Source organism: Arachnia propionica, from assembly GCF_003859805.1.
Lineage (GTDB): Bacteria > Actinomycetota > Actinomycetes > Propionibacteriales > Propionibacteriaceae > Arachnia > Arachnia propionica_C.
On sequence record NZ_RQZG01000009.1, the window covers coordinates 1 to 16,533 of the forward strand.

Annotated in this window: 15 protein-coding genes and 1 tRNA gene; 10 read left to right on the forward strand and 6 right to left on the reverse strand. The window is 69.6% G+C overall.

Going from position 1 to position 16,533, the window contains the following annotated elements; translation table 11 throughout:
- Positions 1–186 precede the first annotated feature (186 nt).
- A complete protein-coding gene (locus EII34_RS08885) occupies positions 187–1,419 on the forward strand; it encodes a glycosyltransferase (protein WP_124844805.1) in 1,233 nt (410 codons plus the stop codon).
- Here the strand turns inward: EII34_RS08885 and EII34_RS08890 are convergent.
- Positions 1,410–2,507, reverse strand: coding sequence for a glycosyltransferase family protein (locus EII34_RS08890; protein WP_124844806.1), 1,098 nt, complete (start codon positions 2,505–2,507; stop codon positions 1,410–1,412). The two genes, EII34_RS08885 and EII34_RS08890, sit on opposite strands and share 10 nt — an antisense overlap.
- Before the next feature lie 45 nt (positions 2,508–2,552).
- On the opposite strand from EII34_RS08890, the gene EII34_RS08895 reads away from it, so the two are divergent.
- The gene (locus EII34_RS08895) at positions 2,553–3,197 is read left to right on the forward strand and encodes a hypothetical protein (protein WP_124844807.1); all 645 of its coding nucleotides are present in this window, start codon (positions 2,553–2,555) and stop codon (positions 3,195–3,197) included.
- Here EII34_RS08895 and EII34_RS08900 read toward each other — a convergent pair.
- Positions 3,160–4,383, reverse strand: coding sequence for an O-antigen ligase family protein (locus tag EII34_RS08900; RefSeq protein ID WP_185711256.1), 1,224 nt, complete (start codon positions 4,381–4,383; stop codon positions 3,160–3,162). The two genes, EII34_RS08895 and EII34_RS08900, sit on opposite strands and share 38 nt — an antisense overlap.
- Before the next feature lie 61 nt (positions 4,384–4,444).
- Between EII34_RS08900 and wecB the strand changes: the two genes are divergently transcribed.
- The 5 genes from wecB to EII34_RS08925 all read left to right on the forward strand — a co-directional run bounded on the left by wecB (position 4,445) and on the right by EII34_RS08925 (position 9,081).
- Complete coding sequence (gene wecB, locus EII34_RS08905; protein WP_124844809.1) at positions 4,445–5,500, forward strand: non-hydrolyzing UDP-N-acetylglucosamine 2-epimerase; 1,056 nt, start codon at positions 4,445–4,447, stop codon at positions 5,498–5,500.
- 38 nt (positions 5,501–5,538) lie between these two features.
- A complete protein-coding gene (locus EII34_RS08910; RefSeq protein ID WP_124844810.1) occupies positions 5,539–6,693 on the forward strand; it encodes a DegT/DnrJ/EryC1/StrS family aminotransferase in 1,155 nt (384 codons plus the stop codon).
- Entirely contained in the window at positions 6,690–7,307 is a 618-nt protein-coding gene (locus EII34_RS08915; RefSeq protein ID WP_124844811.1) for a sugar transferase, read from the forward strand. The genes EII34_RS08910 and EII34_RS08915 overlap by 4 nt, the downstream gene beginning before the upstream one ends.
- Positions 7,308–7,417: 110 nt before the next feature.
- Positions 7,418–8,947, forward strand: a complete 1,530-nt coding sequence (locus EII34_RS08920; RefSeq protein ID WP_124844812.1) for a sodium-dependent transporter — start codon at positions 7,418–7,420, stop codon at positions 8,945–8,947.
- Positions 8,944–9,081, forward strand: a complete 138-nt coding sequence (locus tag EII34_RS08925) for a methionine/alanine import family NSS transporter small subunit (RefSeq protein ID WP_124844813.1) — start codon at positions 8,944–8,946, stop codon at positions 9,079–9,081. The genes EII34_RS08920 and EII34_RS08925 overlap by 4 nt, the downstream gene beginning before the upstream one ends.
- A 264-nt stretch (positions 9,082–9,345) precedes the next feature.
- Here EII34_RS08925 and EII34_RS15960 read toward each other — a convergent pair whose 3' ends face one another.
- Positions 9,346–9,816 carry a hypothetical protein gene (locus EII34_RS15960; RefSeq protein WP_185711257.1) on the reverse strand — a complete coding sequence of 157 codons (471 nt, stop codon included), beginning with the start codon at positions 9,814–9,816 and terminating at the stop codon, positions 9,346–9,348.
- A 21-nt stretch (positions 9,817–9,837) separates the two neighbouring features.
- A tRNA-Ser gene (locus tag EII34_RS08935) sits at positions 9,838–9,920 on the reverse strand.
- Positions 9,921–10,053: 133 nt separating this feature from the next.
- Here EII34_RS08935 and EII34_RS08940 point away from each other — a divergent pair.
- Both EII34_RS08940 and EII34_RS08945 read left to right on the forward strand, forming a co-directional pair.
- Positions 10,054–10,875 (forward strand): pseudouridine synthase, encoded by an 822-nt coding sequence (locus tag EII34_RS08940; RefSeq protein ID WP_124844904.1) that lies wholly within the window; start codon positions 10,054–10,056, stop codon positions 10,873–10,875.
- A gap of 42 nt (positions 10,876–10,917) precedes the next feature.
- Positions 10,918–11,898, forward strand: a complete 981-nt coding sequence (locus EII34_RS08945; protein WP_124844814.1) for an NAD(P)H-quinone oxidoreductase — start codon at positions 10,918–10,920, stop codon at positions 11,896–11,898.
- 263 nt (positions 11,899–12,161) lie between these two features.
- Here EII34_RS08945 and EII34_RS08950 read toward each other — a convergent pair whose 3' ends face one another.
- Together EII34_RS08950 and EII34_RS08955 are read right to left on the reverse strand one after the other, a co-directional pair.
- The gene (locus EII34_RS08950; RefSeq protein ID WP_124844815.1) at positions 12,162–12,401 is read right to left on the reverse strand and encodes a ribbon-helix-helix domain-containing protein; all 240 of its coding nucleotides are present in this window, start codon (positions 12,399–12,401) and stop codon (positions 12,162–12,164) included.
- 7 nt (positions 12,402–12,408) lie between these two features.
- Complete coding sequence (locus tag EII34_RS08955; protein WP_124844816.1) at positions 12,409–14,421, reverse strand: hypothetical protein; 2,013 nt, start codon at positions 14,419–14,421, stop codon at positions 12,409–12,411.
- A gap of 171 nt (positions 14,422–14,592) precedes the next feature.
- On the opposite strand from EII34_RS08955, the gene EII34_RS08960 reads away from it, so the two are divergent.
- Positions 14,593–16,404 (forward strand): L,D-transpeptidase, encoded by a 1,812-nt coding sequence (locus EII34_RS08960; protein WP_124844817.1) that lies wholly within the window; start codon positions 14,593–14,595, stop codon positions 16,402–16,404.
- Positions 16,405–16,533 lie beyond the last annotated feature (129 nt).

Consider the following 16,533-nt stretch of genomic DNA (forward strand, 5'->3'; position numbering starts at 1 on the left):
CCCGCATCGCAACCGCAAGATCCACCACCAACATCTCCGCACCACCGGTGCCCAACCCGTTGATCAGATGCAGAACACGCATCACAGCCCCTTCGCCGAAGTTCCTGACCGCCCAACGCTACCGCATCGGCCCTCGTGAGGGCCCACCTCATCCTGCGGGGGCACCGGGCCTCGTATCATGGCCGCATGATCCGTCGACGCATCGTCCTGCTGACCGCGAAGTACCCGTGGGGTCCCGGTGAGGAGTTCATCACCCCTGAGCTGCCGCACTGGGTCCGTGACGACGTGGACCTGACGATCATGCCGTGGGAGAGCACCGACTGGCAGCGTGAGGTGCCCGACGGCATCCGTGTCGACGGCCGACTGGACCGGCTGCGTCGCACCCAGTGGCGCAAGGCACTCGCCGTGCAGGCCTTCCGGGGCGGCACCTGGCGTGAGCTGCTCGCCACCGTCGGCACCGGTCACCTCCACCCGAAGGCCTGGTGGCGCACCCTGGTGCCCGCCGCCGCCGCCGAGCTGACCCGCGCCGCACTGGAGTCGCTGGCCCGCGACCACGGGACCATCGACGTCGCCTACTCCTACTGGTTCGACCACCAGACCCTCGGTGCCCTCCAGGCCAGGGCGACGGGGAATGTCCGTGCCGTCGTCAGCCGCGCCCACCGCTACGACATCCAGGAACCGATCTCCCCCGACGGCCGGCTGCCGTTCCGTCGCTGGATGGCCCCCCGCATCGACCTGCTGGCCCCCATCAGCGACGGCGGACTCACCCTGGCCCGCGACCTGTTCGGTGCGCTTCCCGGCAATTCCCGCACCTTCCGGCTGGGCGTCCCGATCGGGGAGCACACCGCCCCTACCCCCGAGGACCCGAACGTGATCCACCTGCTGTCGGTGTCCACCTTCACCCCGGTGAAACGGGTGCCCCAGCTGGTGCACACCGTCAAGGAACTGGCCGCGCGCTGCCCCGGCAGCCGCATCGTGTGGTGCCATGCGGGCAGTGGTCCACTGGAGGCCGAGACCCACCGGCTGGCGCTCGACCTGGGGGTGGAGGTCGAGTGGCTCGGACAGCTGGACCGCGAAGCCCTGGCCGAGGTCTACCGATCCCGACCCTGGAACTTCATCGTCAACGTCTCCAGCTCCGAGGGGGTGCCGGTGTCGCTGATGGAGGCGATGGAGCGGGCCATCCCCGTCGCCGCCACCGCCGTCGGCTCCACCGACGAGCTGGTCGCCCCACCCGGTGGGATCCTCCTGGAGCCCGACGGCACCCCCAGCCAGTGGGCCGAGGCGATCCAGGGTGGGCTGGGACGCAGCGCCGACCCGGCCTGGCGGCAGGGGTTCCGCGACGAGGTGACGGCCCACTGGAATGAGGAACGCAACCAGCGCGCCTTCGTCGACGCCCTGGTGGAGCTGGCTCAGCGGTGACGCAGCCCTGACAGGTCGCGGATCACCTGCGCCGCCCGGGCCTGCCAGGTGTGCTCCCCCCGTGAGGCGAACACCCGCCGTCGGGCCTCGTCCACGGCTGCCCGGTCCCCCACCAGACGGGTGAACAACTCCCGCATCGCCGAGGTGGTGTGGTCCACCCGCCACCCGAGATCGAACTCCTCGACGAGGTTCGCCGCGTGGGTGCCGTTGGAGGCGACCACCGGGATGCCCATGCCCACGCCGTCGAACAGCTTCACCGGGGCGGCGAAGGAGCGGTACAGGTTGGGCTGCACGCACACCGTCGAGATGTGGGTGCGGCGCATGCGCTCGGTCAGGGCCTCACCGGACAGGTGCACGACATCGGTGTTGGCGCCGATCAGGGGCTCGTACTCGTCGCGGACGGCCTCCCACTCCTCGGCACGCGTGCACACCGTCAGGTGCAGACCGTCCACCTGGGCGAGGGCCTCGACGAAGCGACGGATGTCGTACATCTCGCTGACCCCACCGACGTAGAGCACCTCCAGCGGACCATCGGCGGCCGGGGTGGCCTCCTCACGCAGCACCGTGCCGGGTGGCAGCGCCTTGGCCGTCACGCTGCGGCTGATCGGCACGTGCTCCAGCATCGGCAGGCTGGGCAGGTACAGCACGTCGACGACGCCCCGGTACCAGGCGAGGTCGTAGTGGAAGGCGGCCTTCGCGGCCAGACGACGCAGCCTCGACTGCTTCTCCGCGAATCCGGGGAACCGCCAGTAGACGTCCCGGTAGAACAATCCGACCGGCACACCGTGACGACGGCAGGCACGCAGGAACACCGGGTCGAGGAACGGGGCGCGGGGGATGCGGTCGTCGTCGGTGAGCGGGGTGGGAAGGGTGGCGGCCTCCGCGTAGACCAGGTCGAACCGGACCCCGTCCTTCATCGCCTCGGTGATCCTGCGGATGTCCCGGGCGCGCTGCCGGGAGTCCCCCGTGACGGTCCACACCTCGGCCTGCTCCTCCAGCGCCTCCAGCATCCTGATGGGGCGAAGGCCACTGCCGGATGCGGCATCGCGGTCCAGGGGCAACGGATGATGGAAAACGGCGCGAGTCATGGCATCAAACTCTACGCTGCGACACACACCGGTTAGCATGTCACCGTGACGGCACACGAAGAAACCCCCATCCTGGACCTCACCACCTACGTCAAGCGGCTGTTCCAGCAGTTCCTGTCGGCCCTGATCCCGGCCGTGCTGGTGCTGGTGGCCGGAGCCGTGTGGACGCTGACCGCCCCCTCCAGCTGGGAGGCACGTTCCGCCGTGGTCGCGAAGATCCCGACGGCCAGCACCGAGGCGGACGCGACGCAGCAGGGCGCGATGCTGGCCCCGATGGTCGCCTCCGACCTGCTGGTGGCCGAGAACAGTTTCGACGTGGCCTCGCGGGTCATCGCGAAACACCCCGAGATCCAGCCCACACAGCTGAAGTCGATGGTGAAGGTGCGTTCCGCCGGGCTGGGGCTGCAGTTCAACGCGACGGCGGGTGATGCGGCCTCCGCCGCCGCACTGGCCAACGACTACGCCGTCGCCTTCACCGAGGTGCTGAACGAGCAGCACGCCACCAGCCAGGAGGCGTTGCGCTTCACCTACCGGCAGTCCGTGGTCGCGGACCCGAAGCTGGCCGCGGTGCAGTCCGGCAAGCTGCCGCGTGTGGTGATCACCGTCGGGCTGGCCGGGCTGACGTGGGTGGCGGCCGCCGTGCTGCTGGACCTCAGGGCGCAGCGGAGGAGCCGTCGCCAGTCGTCCTGAGCAGGACCAGTGAGGCGATGAGCAGGTACTGCGGGTACAGGTAGTGCAGGATGACGCTGGGGGTCACCCCCAGCACCGGCATCACCAGGGTCACGGTGACGGCGGCGAGCGCCGACCAGTTGGTCGGGATCCGGTTCCGCAGCGCCGCCACGAGGACCACACCCCACACCAGCAGGTAGCCGACGAGCGCCGGGACCCCACCCCAGAGCAGGTTCTCCGCGAGCAGGTTGTGCGGGTTGATCAGTGCCCCGTCGGTGAGGTGGTCGGAGAGGTTCTGCAGGTGATCGGGGGAACCGAACCCGATCAGCGCCCGCACCGGCTCCCGGCTGATGAACGCCCAGATCCGCAGCAGGATCTCGCCCCGCGCGGAGGTGTCCTCGTCCTGCACGTAGCTGCTCATGGCGACCACCAGCACCCCGGCCAGCACGACGCAACCGGCGAGGGTGAGCAGCCACGGCGGGATGGAGGTGCGGTCCCGCATCCGCTGGCTGAACAGCACCAGCAGGCCCACCCCGGCGACCATGCCGAGCAGCGCACCACGTGACCCCATCGCCAGCACCCACACCGCGAGGACGAACACCGTCCCCAGGCACAGCACCTTCGTCGCGGCCCCGGTGCGCCCCAGGAAGGCCCGCGCGGTGAGGAAGAGCCCGAGGATCACCAGGGCGACGGAGAAGTCGTTGTAGTTGGGGTACATCGCCGTGGTGAACCACTCGTAGTCCTGCACCCAGGACGTCACGGCCGCGTCGGGGTAGCGGATGTAGAGCAGCTTGAACCCGGTGAGGACCTCGAGCACCCCGATCACCGCCATCGCCACCAGTGCCCAGAACACCCCCTTGATCAGTGCGTACGCCCCCTTCACCGGGTCCTGGCCACGAAACACCGCGAGGGCGGTCAGTGTGGCGGCCAGCGTCACGATGAAGTAGCTGCGGGAGCCGAACTGGTCGTAGGCCACGCCCGCGATGAAGGCGGGCAGCAGTGAGAGCGCCAACCACGCGGACACGCTCCAGCCACCGGGGGAGGAACGACCGACCCGGATGCCACCCCACAGCAGGGCCAGCGGTGGCAGCAGCAGCGACAGCAGGGTGTTGCCAGGCACCTGGAACACCACTGCGAAGGCGGCCAGAGCGATGAAGAACTCCCCGCCACGCCTGACTGGCCGGGTTGTCGGTAGCACCTCGGTCATGGGTACATCCTTGCACCTGCTGCGATAGGCTGACCGCATCCCACCCCTTTGAGAGGTCACCTTGCGCGTCGTCAGCATCGTCGGAGCCCGTCCCCAGTTCGTCAAGCTCGCCCCTGTGGCCAAGGCGTTCCAGGCCGCCGGCGTGGATCACCGGATCATCCACACCGGGCAGCACTACGACGTCAACATGTCGGAGTCGTTCTTCGTGGAGCTCGGCATCCCGGACCCGGATCTCCACCTCGGCGTCGGCGGCGGCACCCACGGTGTGATGACGGGGCGGATGCTGGAGGCCCTCGACCCGGTGCTGATGGACCTGGAGCCGGACTGGGTGCTGGTCTACGGCGACACCAACTCCACCATCGCGGGCACCCTGTCGGCGGTGAAGCTGCACCTGCGGGTCGCGCACCTGGAGGCCGGGCTCAGGTCGTTCAACCGTCGGATGCCGGAGGAGCACAACCGGGTGATGACCGACCACGCGGCGGATCTGTGCCTGGCCCCGACGAAGGTGGCGATGCAGCACCTGGCCGACGAGGGGCTTGCCGAGCGCTCGGTGCTGGTCGGTGACGTCATGACCGACGTGTGCCTGCTGGTGCGGGACTCGGTGCGGGCCAGTGGACGAACCGCCCCGGGAATCCCGGCGGACGAGCGCTACGTGCTGGCCACCGTCCACCGGGCGGAGAACACCGACGACCCAGCGCGGCTGAGCGCCATCCTCGACGCCCTGGGGGCGCTGGAGGTACCGGTGCACCTGCCGGTCCACCCTCGTCTCAAGGCCCGCTGCGAGGCCGACGGGGTGCGGATCGAGCGCGGGAACCTGAGGGTCATCGACCCGCTGGCCTACCCGGACATGGTGGCCGCCGTCATGGGGGCCGACGGGGTGGTCACCGACTCCGGCGGGCTGCAGAAGGAGGCCTTCCTGCTCGGGACCGTCTGCACCACCATCCGGACCGAGACCGAGTGGGTGGAGACCGTCGCGAATGGCTGGAACGTGCTGGACCCGGACCTGACCGGGCTGGCCACCGCCGCGACCCGTCCGGCCCCACCGGTCGACCCGACCTTCCCCTACGGTGAGGGCCGCGCGGCCGAGGAGGTCGCACGGGTGCTGAGCTCGTCCTGACGGGCTTCCTGCCGGTGGGCGACGATATCGTGTCCTTCATGACCGAACGCATCTTCCTCTCCTCGCCCGACATGACCGCCGCTGAGCAGGAGGCACTGTCGCGTGCCTTCGCGGGTGGTTGGATCGCGCCGCTGGGGCCGGAGGTGGATGCCTTCGAGGCGGAGCTGGCCACCTACTGCGGCCGCGAGCACGCCGTCGTGCTGAGCTCCGGGACGGCGGCCCTCCACCTGGCCGGTCTGGTGCTCGGATGGGGACCGGGCGACGTGGTGGTGACCGCGTCGATGACCTTCGCCGCCACCACGAATGCCATCTGCTACACGGGGGCGACCCCGGTGCTGGTGGACAGCACCCCGGAGGGTGACATCGACGTGGAGTTGACCCGCCGGGCCGTCAGGGAGCAGCTGGACCGGGGGCGTCGCGTGGTGGGTCTGGTGCCGGTGGACCTGCTGGGACACATCGTCGACCACGACGGGCTGCGTCAGATCGCCGACGAGTTCGGTCTGGCGGTGCTGAGCGACGCCGCGGAGTCGCTGGGTGCGGTGCGGGGCGGGCGCCCGGCGGCGGCCTTCGGGGACATCGCGGCAGTGAGCTTCAACGGCAACAAGGTGATGACCACCTCGGGTGGTGGGGCCCTGCTCACCGACGACGGCGACCAGGCGGCCCGGGTGCGTTACCTGGCCACCCAGGCCCGGCAGCCGGTGCTGCACTACGAGCACACCGACATCGGCTACAACTACCGCATGTCCAACCTGCTGGCCGCGCTGGGGCGGGCCCAGCTGGCGCGGCTGCCGGAGATGCTGGAGCGTCGTCGTCAGCACCGGCTGGGGTATCGGGAGCTGTTCGACGGTGTCGCGGGGGTGACGTTCTTCGGGCAGCCCGACGGGTCCGAGCACCCGATCGGGTCCGGCGCCGACCACGACAACTTCTGGCTCACCTCCGTGGTCATCGATCCCGAACGGGCCGGGTTCTCCCGCGACGACCTGATCCAGGCCCTGGCCGCCGACGACATCGAGGCCAGGCCGTTGTGGAAGCCGATGCATGCCCAGCCGGTGTTCCAGCACCTCGACGCCTACGTCAACGGCAACTCGGACCGGCTGTTCGCCCAGGGCCTCTCCCTGCCGAGCGGATCGGCCCTGCGCGATGACCAGGTCGCCAGGGTCCACGCCTCGATCCGGAAGGTGATCGGGCGATGAGGGGCCGCCCCTACGACCTGCTGAAACGCCTCATCGACATCGTCCTGGCGGGACTCGCGCTGGTGCTGCTGTTCCCGGTGCTGCTGGTGGTGGCCCTCCTGGTGCGGCTGAACCTGGGATCGCCGGTGCTGTTCACCCAGGAACGTCCAGGGCGTGGCGGACGGATCTTCCGGATGTACAAGTTCCGCACCATGAAGGACCCGACGCCGGACCTGGTGAGCGACGCCGACCGCATCACCCCGTTCGGTGCGAAACTGCGTTCCACCAGCCTGGACGAGCTGCCGGAGCTGTTCAACGTGCTGAGGGGTGACATGTCGGTGGTCGGGCCGCGACCGCTGTTGCCGGAGTACCTGCCGCTGTACACGAACCGGCAGGCCCGCCGCCACGAGGTGCGGCCGGGGATCACGGGCCTGGCCCAGGTCAAGGGGCGCAACGCGATGCCGTGGGGCGAGCGGCTGGCCTGGGACGTCCACTACGTGGATCACCGTTCGTTGGCCCTGGACGCCCGGATCATCCGGGACACCGTCGCCGTGGTGCTGAAACGGGAGGGCATCACCGAGGAGGGCGAGGTCGCGATGACCGATTTCGAGGGTGCCCCCGACGTCGAGGTCTGACGGCCGGACCGGACATCCGGACCCGACCGGCGTTCTCACCACGCGGGACGTCACCCGCGGGGTCGTCCCGGAGCGGCTAGCCTGCCCCAAGAAATTCTGAGGGGAGCACCATGGGCAGACCGAAGCAGGAGATCTTCAACTCCCGCAACTTCTTCATCCTGGCCGCCATCGGCTCGGCGGTGGGGCTCGGCAACATCTGGCGGTTCCCCTACGTCGCGTTCGAGAACGGGGGCGGGGCGTTCATCCTGCCGTACCTGGTGGCGCTGCTGGCGATCGGCATCCCACTGCTGTTCTTCGACTACGCCATCGGACACCGGTACCGTGGCTCGGCCCCGCTGGCGCTGCGTCGCCTGGGTCGATGGACCGAGACGCTCGGCTGGTGGCAGGTGATGGTCTGCTTCATGATCGCGATCTACTACGCCGCGATCGTCGCCTGGGCCGGCATGTACACCCTGTTCAGCGTCACCAAGGCCTGGGGCGACGACCCGGGCACCTTCCTGGTCAACGACTTCCTGCACCGGGCGGATGCGCCAGGGGTCGGTTTCGACCTCGTGCCGTCGTTGCTGGTCCCGATGCTGCTGGTGTGGGCGGTCACGCTCGGCACCATCGCCCTCGGCGTCAACAAGGGACTCGCCCTGGCCAACCTGGTGTTCATGCCGCTGCTGGTGGTGATGTTCCTCTTCCTGGTGGGGCAGGCCCTGTTCCTGCCGGGTGCCGGTGCGGGGCTGGATGCCCTGTTCACCCCGAACTGGGCCGCGCTCGGGGACCCCGGGGTGTGGGCGGCCGCTGCCAGCCAGGTGTTCTTCTCCCTGTCGGTGGGCTTCGGGATCATGGTCACCTACGCCTCGTACCTGAAGCGCCGCACCGATCTCACCGGCTCCGGTCTGGTGGTCGGTTTCGCCAACTCCGGCTTCGAGCTGCTGGCCGGCATCGGGGTGTTCGCCGCGCTCGGTTTCATGGCCGCTCAGGCGGGCAAGGGGGTCGGTGAGGTCGCGGAGGACGGTCTCACCCTCGCCTTCGTCGCCTTCCCGACGATCATCTCCCAGGCCCCGCTGGGGGCCCTCATGGGGGTGTTGTTCTTCGGGTCGTTGACGGTGGCGGGGATCACGTCGCTGCTCAGCATCGTCGAGGTGATCGTCGCGGCGGTGCGCGACAAGATGGGCATCTCCAAGGTGCAGGCGACGATGGCGGTGGGCATCCCGATGGCCCTCATCTCCATCTGCCTGCTGGCCACCACCACCGGGGTGTACTTCCTGGACATCACCGACCAGTTCGTCAGCAAGTTCGGCATCCTGGCCGGGGCCTTCGCCTGCGTGGTCACGGTGGCGTGGGTCGTGGGCAAGCTGCCGACCCTGCGTCGTCACCTGGACCGGTTCTCCAGCTTCCCGACGGGGCGGATCTGGCTGATCGCGGTGGGGGGTCTCGCCCCGGTGGCACTGGGGTACATCCTCATCGCCGATGTCATCTCCAAGATCCAGGAACCCTACGGGGGTTATCCGTTGGGGCTGCTGGGTGTCCACGGCTGGGGCATGGCCGTTTCACTGGTGGTGATCGCCGTCGTGCTGGCCCGGCTCCCGTGGCGACGCGGCGCCACCATTGAGTTCGACGAGACCGACAACGAGCACGAGGTGTCCGCATGACCATGTCCGCCGTCGTCATGATGATCATCGCCATCGCGACCCTGTGGGGTGGGCTGGTGGCGGCTGCCGTCAACCTGTTTCGACGCCCCGACCTGTCGGCGGCCGACGACGGGGAGCCCCCGACCGTTCCCTGAACCGTCCGGCAGGAGTGCTCAGGAGGTCAGTTCCCAGCGGGCGCTTCTGAAGAGAAGTGGGTCCTCGTCACCAGGCTGAGTCCTGTCAGCAGGGGAGGAGGCGATGGCGTGGCTGGTTCGGGTGAACCCGTCAAGGCGTTGGTGCGCAGTCATGCCAGTGGGGATGATGACGCCTTCTACTCGGTGGCGCTGCAGGTTGCGGCACAGGCTGCCAGGCAGGGGCATCGTCGGCTCGCTGATGGCCTGAGGAAGACCGTCGAGGCCTCACGGACGGATCGTTCCGCGCGGGTGGTGTCCATCGCACAGCCACGGGGTGGGCTCGCTTCGAACCCGGATTCGCAGACCGACCCCTACCCCCCGATCCAGACCCTTCAGGCAACTCCGGTTGCCGTACCGGTGCAGGGGGCAGGAGGGCAGGCGCTGCTCACCCCATGAAGTCGTCGTGGACCCAGTGGTGGAGCACCGCCGGAGATGCATCAGTGGGGAGGCCGTCTCGTGGAGCTCCAAGAAGGAGTTGATGACATCGACCAGCGTCGGGGCCTCCAGCCAGGGACGGTGCCACGTGCTCGACTCCAGGAACAGTTCTTCCTCCTCGGATTCCCACATCAGGAACGTGGCGGTTTCCAAGCCGTCGAGGGAGTCGACGTCATCGCTGGCCACGGTGTGGAGGAAACCGAGGTCCGGCAGCTCGTCGTGGGCATCCAGCAGCGCCGTGAGACCGTGGAACGTCCGCACCGGTCGCCTTTCATCGTCCGGCGGCGAGAGTGGGATTCGAACCCACGGAGGTTTCCCTCGGCCGCTTTCAAGGCGGCTGCACTAGTCCACTATGCGATCTCGCCGTGCGGGAACACCCGCCTGGCTCATCTTACAATGCATCGGATGCCTCCTCGTTCCCCACTCCCACCCCGCCACGGCCTCCAGGCCGCGTGGGTGCGTACCCGGGATCGTGGGGCCCCGGCCCCGTGGGCGACGATGCGCGACTTCCTGCTGGACAGGCTCGGCCCCGGCCGCGACAGCGTCGACCCGATGCTGGCCCGGGGCGAGTTCGTCGACGAGCACGGTCGTCCCATTGCAGGCGACGAACCGTACCGGCCCAACTTCTTCATCTTCTTCCACCGGGAGCTGCGACCCGAGGCCGAGGTGCCTGGCACCCTGGAGGTGCTGCACCGCGACGACCGAATCGTCGTGTTCGACAAACCCCACTTCCTGTCCACCATCCCACGCGGTCGGCACGTGCTGCAGAGCGCCGTCGTCAAGGGCCGCGAGGCGACGGGCCTGTCGGAGCTCTCCGCCGCCCACCGGCTGGACCGGGGCACCGCCGGGGTGTTGCTCATGACCACTGGGCGTGAGTGGCGCCGCGTCTACCAGGACGTCTTCGCCCGTCGTGAGGTGACGAAGGTCTACGAGGCCATCGCGCCGTACCGCCCGGGGCTGGAGTTCCCCCGGGTGGTGCGCTCGCACCTCACGAAACGGGTCGGGGTGCTGCAGGCCGAGACCTTGGACCTGCCACCGAACGCGACGACCCACATCGACCTGGTGGAGGTACGGGGGGACTGGGCCCGCTACGTCGTGCGCCCGGTCACGGGCCGCACCCACCAGATCCGGGTGCACTTCACCCAGCTGGGGCTGCCGTTGCTGGGGGATCCGCTGTACCCGGAGGTCCGCGACGTCGACATCGACGACTTCAGCACCCCGCTGCGGCTCCTGGCACGCGAGCTGTCCTTCACCGACCCCGTCGACGGCACACCACGCACCTTCACCTCTCGTCGAGATCTGGACTGGCCGATCAGCTGACCTCGGTGTCGGCGGGTTTCGGGGTGTGCATAGACTTCCACCATGCGAGCTGTCATCGTCGAAGAGCCCGGGGACATCGAAGCCCTCGAGATCAAGGAGGTCGCCACGCCGACCCCACAACCCGGTGAGGTGCTGGTGCGTACCGTCGCCGCCGGGGTCAACCGCGCGGACATCCTCCAGCGTCGCGGTTTCTACCCGCCGCCGAAGGGGATCACCGACATCATCGGCCTGGAGGCCTCGGGTGTCGTCGAGGCCGTCGGCGACGGTGTGACGCGTTGGGGACCGGGCGACGAGGTGGTCGCGCTCCTGGCCGGGGGCGGCTACGCGGAGTACTTCGTGGTGCCCGAGGGTCAGCTGTGCCCGCCACCCCCCGGGGTGGACCTGGTCACCGCGGCCGGGCTGCTGGAGGTGGCGGCCACCGTCGTGTCCAACATGGACGTCGCGGGCCTGAAGGCCGGGGAGACCCTGCTGGTCCACGGTGGCGCGGGCGGGGTGGGGACCTTCGCCATCCAGTACGCGAAGGCGATCGGGGCCCGGGTCGTCGCGACGGCGGGCAGCGAGTCGAAGGTGAAGCACTGCCTGGACCACGGGGCCGACGCCGCACTGGACTACCACGGCGACTGGGTGGAGGGGGTCAGACAGGCGACGGGAGGTCGCGGTGCGGATGTGATCCTCGACATCATGGGTGCGAAGTACCTGGAGATGAACGTCAAGGCGATGGCCCGGCGGGGCCGCATGGTGGTGATCGGGCTGCAGGGAGGCACGAAGGGCACCTTGAACCTGGGGCTGCTGCTGCAGAAGAACGGCGCCATCACCGCCACGTCGCTGAGGTTCCGTCCGGTGACGGAGAAGGCGGAGATCTGTGCCCGCGTGTCGGAGACGGTGTGGCCGAGGATCGCCGACGGCTCCATCCGTCCGGCCCCGGAGACCCGGGTCCCGTTCGAGGAGGTTCGCCGGGCCCACGAGATCCTCGACTCGGGCGACAACGTCGGCAAGCTGGTCCTGGAGGTCCATCAGGGCTGAGTTCCGCTGCAGATGTGCGGAGCGTTGGGTGTGGCAGCGCTGCCAACAGCAACGCTCCGCACATTTGCAGCGCTCGTTCACCAAGAGGGCGGGCGATCACGTGCGCTCAACGCACACCCCCACCCCATCCCCATGGGCACGAATCGCCGTTCTACTTGCTCGAGACCCCCGGTGAAACGTTCCAAAATCAAGCAGAACGGCGATTCGTGCTGACGTGAATGGGACCCTGCTCGGGGACCACCAGAGCGATGAGTGTGCTCGCGTCAAGGAGGTGGGTCATTCCTCCGCCGCCAGTTCCGCAGCCTCTGCCATGGTGATGACGCGCCGACGCTGACGACGGGCAGTCCTGTGCGCGGACTGGTGGGACAGCCGCCGAGAGCAGTGTCGGCCAGGCCACGCGCGGTCAGCTCAGCGATCACCGACGACACCGATCCGCCCTCGTCACAGGCGATCTCCTTGACCCGTTGGTAGGTTCGCTCAGGAAGCGTCACTGTCACCCTCATGCCTGCATCAGCGGTGATGCCACTGCCAGAACTCGATCATCGACGCGACGTTCGGCCCCTCGACCACCGGGTTGCCGGGGATCGCCCCTGCCGAGAGCAGCCCGATCAGCAGCAACCGATCCACCCCCGCGACCTCGGCGACGGCCCGGCTGGCCTCCTCCTCGGTGAGTCCGAGGAGGTCGCGCACCGCCTCGGGCACCACACCATCGACCCGGCCCGCCAGGATCAGGGCTGCGACCTCACGCGACAGCCCCGTCGCCGTGGCCAGCTCCTCGACCGGTGAAGGCTGCCACGACGGCGGACCCTCGGCGAGCAGTCGCCGGAACCCGGCCACCACCTGGTGCGGATCGTCGACACGCGTCCGGCGCCACTCGGCGACGGGGCGCCCGGCCACCCGGTCAGGGCGTTCCCCGTCCCGGGCGAGCACGAGGGCCTGCTCCTCACCGTCGACCTGCCAGGTGCCGACGCAGAGCCCACCGGCGACACGGTCCCCCTTCCAGGCCACGGGCGGCTCGTTGGGGAAGGTCCAGGCGCAGGCCCGCGATGTCAGCAGCCCCGCGTCGAGACAGGCCTCGACGAGGGCGGCCGCGCCCTGGATCTCGGCGACGTCCCGGCCCGGCCCCGCCGCGACGGCCAGCAGCACCTCAGGGCAGACCGAGGCGAGGGTGAGCGAGGGCTCCCACCAGTCGAGTTCAGGGAGCCGCCCGCTGGCCAAGGCCTCCCCCGCCGCCAGCACCCGCTCCCGGGTGTTGGGGCGGGCCGTCGGGTGACGGGGCGGAAACGCCCAGACCGCGAGGTCGCTGCGGACCGCCACCCCGAGGCCCGGCGACCCCGTCAGTCCGTCGAGCTGGGCGCGACCATCGACCACCAGCCGGTTGATCCGGGCCGCCATCTCGACGGCATCGGCAGCCCGCTCCCGTCCGACGACGGCCGCGGCGACGTCGAGGGCCTCGGGTGAGGCGTCGATCCGCTGGTCCTCCTCCAGGAACCAGGACGTGGTGGGGCTGAGCTCCAGCAGCCGCGCCGCATCCTCGAGGCCGACCTGCCCGACGCACCTGACCCCCGGCATGCCCTGGGCCAGGGCCCTCACGAGCAGCGCCGGGCCGTCGAGGTGGTCCGCGAGCCGCCCCACCTCCTCGCCGACGACGACGCCACCGGCCCGGGTGCTGAGCGGCTGCAACCGGGACAGCTCCCAGTACAGCTCGCGCGGATGCGGCTTCTCCCGGAGCTGCGGCTCGGCCCAGCGTCTGAGCAGCCGCCTGGCACCGTCGTGGGCGACGATGACCGGCCAGCAGTCCTCGATCTCCTCATCGCTGAAGTCCTGCTGCCAGTTCGAGGCCGCCAGGTGGTCCAGCGGGCGCCGGGGTTCGCGGGCGGCCCAGTCGGCGACGGCGTGCCGCCCGGTCAGCCCCATGGAACTGAACGGTGCCCGGGCGGCCGCGAGCGCGTCGAGGACGTCGAGGTCGAGGTGCCAGGCGTCCGCCACGAGACGGAGGTGGCCCGGGAACTCGAGCCCGGAGAGGAACTCGGCGAAGCGGTGCTGACTGCCGTGGGGACGGGAGAACAGCCGCTCCAGGAGCGGGGTCACCCATGTCGTGGCATCAATGCGGCCGGAACGCAGGTCGTCGGCGACCCCGCTGGCCTCGAGGACCTCCAGCCACTCCTCGGGGGTGAACTGCGTCGGCACGATCCCTGCGATCATCTCCCGCACCACCTCGTCGCGGCCGAGAATGCGCAGGTCGTCGAGGTGTCGGCGCCAGAAGTTGATCGAGGCCTCCCCGATCCCGGGCAGCCCCAGGACCTCCCGCAGCAGGACCTGGACCGCTGCCTCCCCGTCACGCCCGGCCGATGCCGCGAGTCGTCGCAGCACATCGCCCAGCTCGGCCTGCGGGGCGAGCCCCGCCGCCACCCGTGCCCTCGTGGCCTCGACGAACACCTCGACCACCTCGTCGGGCGGCAGTTCCCGGGAGAGCTGCGCGATGTGTCGTCGTAGCCCGCTGGTCGTCATCAGGTGTGTCACACGCCTGGAGCGTATCCGATGCACCACGGAGCGATGGCAACGTTCACATCGTCGGGCTGCGACGCCCATGTCAGACCGGGGGTCGCCGAAAGTGAACCCGATGTCAGCATTTCGGCCAATCCATGGCAGTCTAGGGAGAGTTGAAGCGGAGACTTGGCACGGGAGACCCGAATGCAGCAGAAGACACACCGATGGTTCACCAGATCACTGGTCGGCCTCGCGTCGGTGGCCCTGTCGATGACCATGGTGGTCGCGGACAGCTCCATCGCACGCGCCGACGAACCGTCCCCCACCGACCCGACGACCCGGCCCGTGGTCGAGGAGTCGCCGACCCCCGATTCCTCGGAGACCCCGGGCACGGCGACCCCGACGCAGTCCCCGTCCGGGTCCCCCACCGCCGAGCCGACCTCGGCCCAGCCGAGCCCCGACGAGGCCTCCGCCGAGGCGGAGCCCGCCGGCGTGCTGGAGAACTCGCTCAAGGACACCAGCCCCTCCCCGCTGTTCGCGGGCGAGAACGGCGAGTTGACGGCCCGTTTCGGTGAGAACCAGCCCGGCGTCGAGGTCTGGGGTGAGGTCTGGCTGCCGTGGGCGAACCGGTGGTCGAGGACCGCCTCCGTGCGCACCGACCGGACCGGCCAGGCGAAGGTCGCCCTCACCTGGAACCCGATCGCCGGCACGCAGCGTTGGCGGGCGACCGCACGTCTGATCGACGGCAGCCTCCGCAGCACCCCCGAGGTCACCATCAGGCGGGCCGCCGCCATCGCGCAGCAGCCGAAGGGGGCCGAACCCGGCCAGGACGTCACCCTGAGCGGCACCTTCGACGTGGCGCAGCGGCTGAGCATCACCCCCGAGGTGTGGATCCCCAGCCTCAACCGCTGGTCACGCGCCGCCACCACCACGACCGCCGCCAACGGCTCCTTCTCCGTGCAGCTCACCTGGTCGAAGGAACACCACGGCACGCAGACCTGGCGGGTGGCCGCACAGCTGCCCGACGGCCGTGTGGTCCACACCAACGAGACCTCGGTGCTGCGTCGCCGCAAGCCGTCGGTGAGCCGGCTGCGCACCCTCACCGTCGGTCAGGGTGCCTGGACGTGGGGCAACTTCCAGACCAGCGAGCCCATCACCGTGTGGGGCGAGGTGTGGCGCACCGACGTGCAGGACTGGTCGCGCAGCGCCTCGGTGCGCTCTGCCAGCGACGGCGACTACAGCATCAACATCAACTTCGACATCCACCGGCAGGGCACCCAGAGGTGGCGGATCGCGGGTCGTCACGCCGACGGCACCATCCAGTACACCGACGAGTTCTCCGTGGTCCGCCGTCCCCGCCCCACGGTCAGCAAGCCGCGCGTGCTGCCCGCCCGTTACCCCATGCACACCTTCGGCAACTTCCCCACCGATCAGCCGATCACCTACTGGGGTGAGGTGTGGCGCACCGACGGTCAGGGCTGGTCCCGCACCGCGCAGTACAGCACCAGCCGCGACGGTGACTACACCCTGGACCTCAGCTACGGCAACGAGCACGCCGGGACGCTGCGTTGGCGCATCGCCGGGCGCTACCCCGACGGCTCGGTGGTCTACACCGACGAGTTCACGGTGCACCGCACCAGCCCGATGCACCCGAGCTGCATGACCGGCCGCGTGATGTGCGCCACCAAGGACGACAACCGGCTGTGGTGGGTGGTCAACGGCCAGATCCTCGAGTCGTTGGAGGCCCGCTTCGGCAAGCCCGGGATGGACACCCGCGAGGGCATGCACACCGTGAAGTGGAAGTCCCGCTACCACACCTCGAGCATCTACAACGTGTACATGCCGTACGCGATGTTCTTCAACGGCGGCCAGGCCGTCCACTACTCGCCGGGCTTCGCCGCCACCGGTCACATCGGCGCCGGGTCCGCCGGGTGCATCAACGTCCGCGACGAACCCGCCATCGCCAGGATCTACGACCAGGTCCGGGTGGGGGATCGGGTCTTCGTGTACCGGTGAACCGCGGCTGACGCACCGACACCGACCACGGGCGGGTCCGACCGGACCCGCCCGTCGCCGTCCCAGCAGGCACGAACCGCCGTCCCACCTGCCCTTGGAACGACTCAACCCGCGGTCGGCACACGCAAC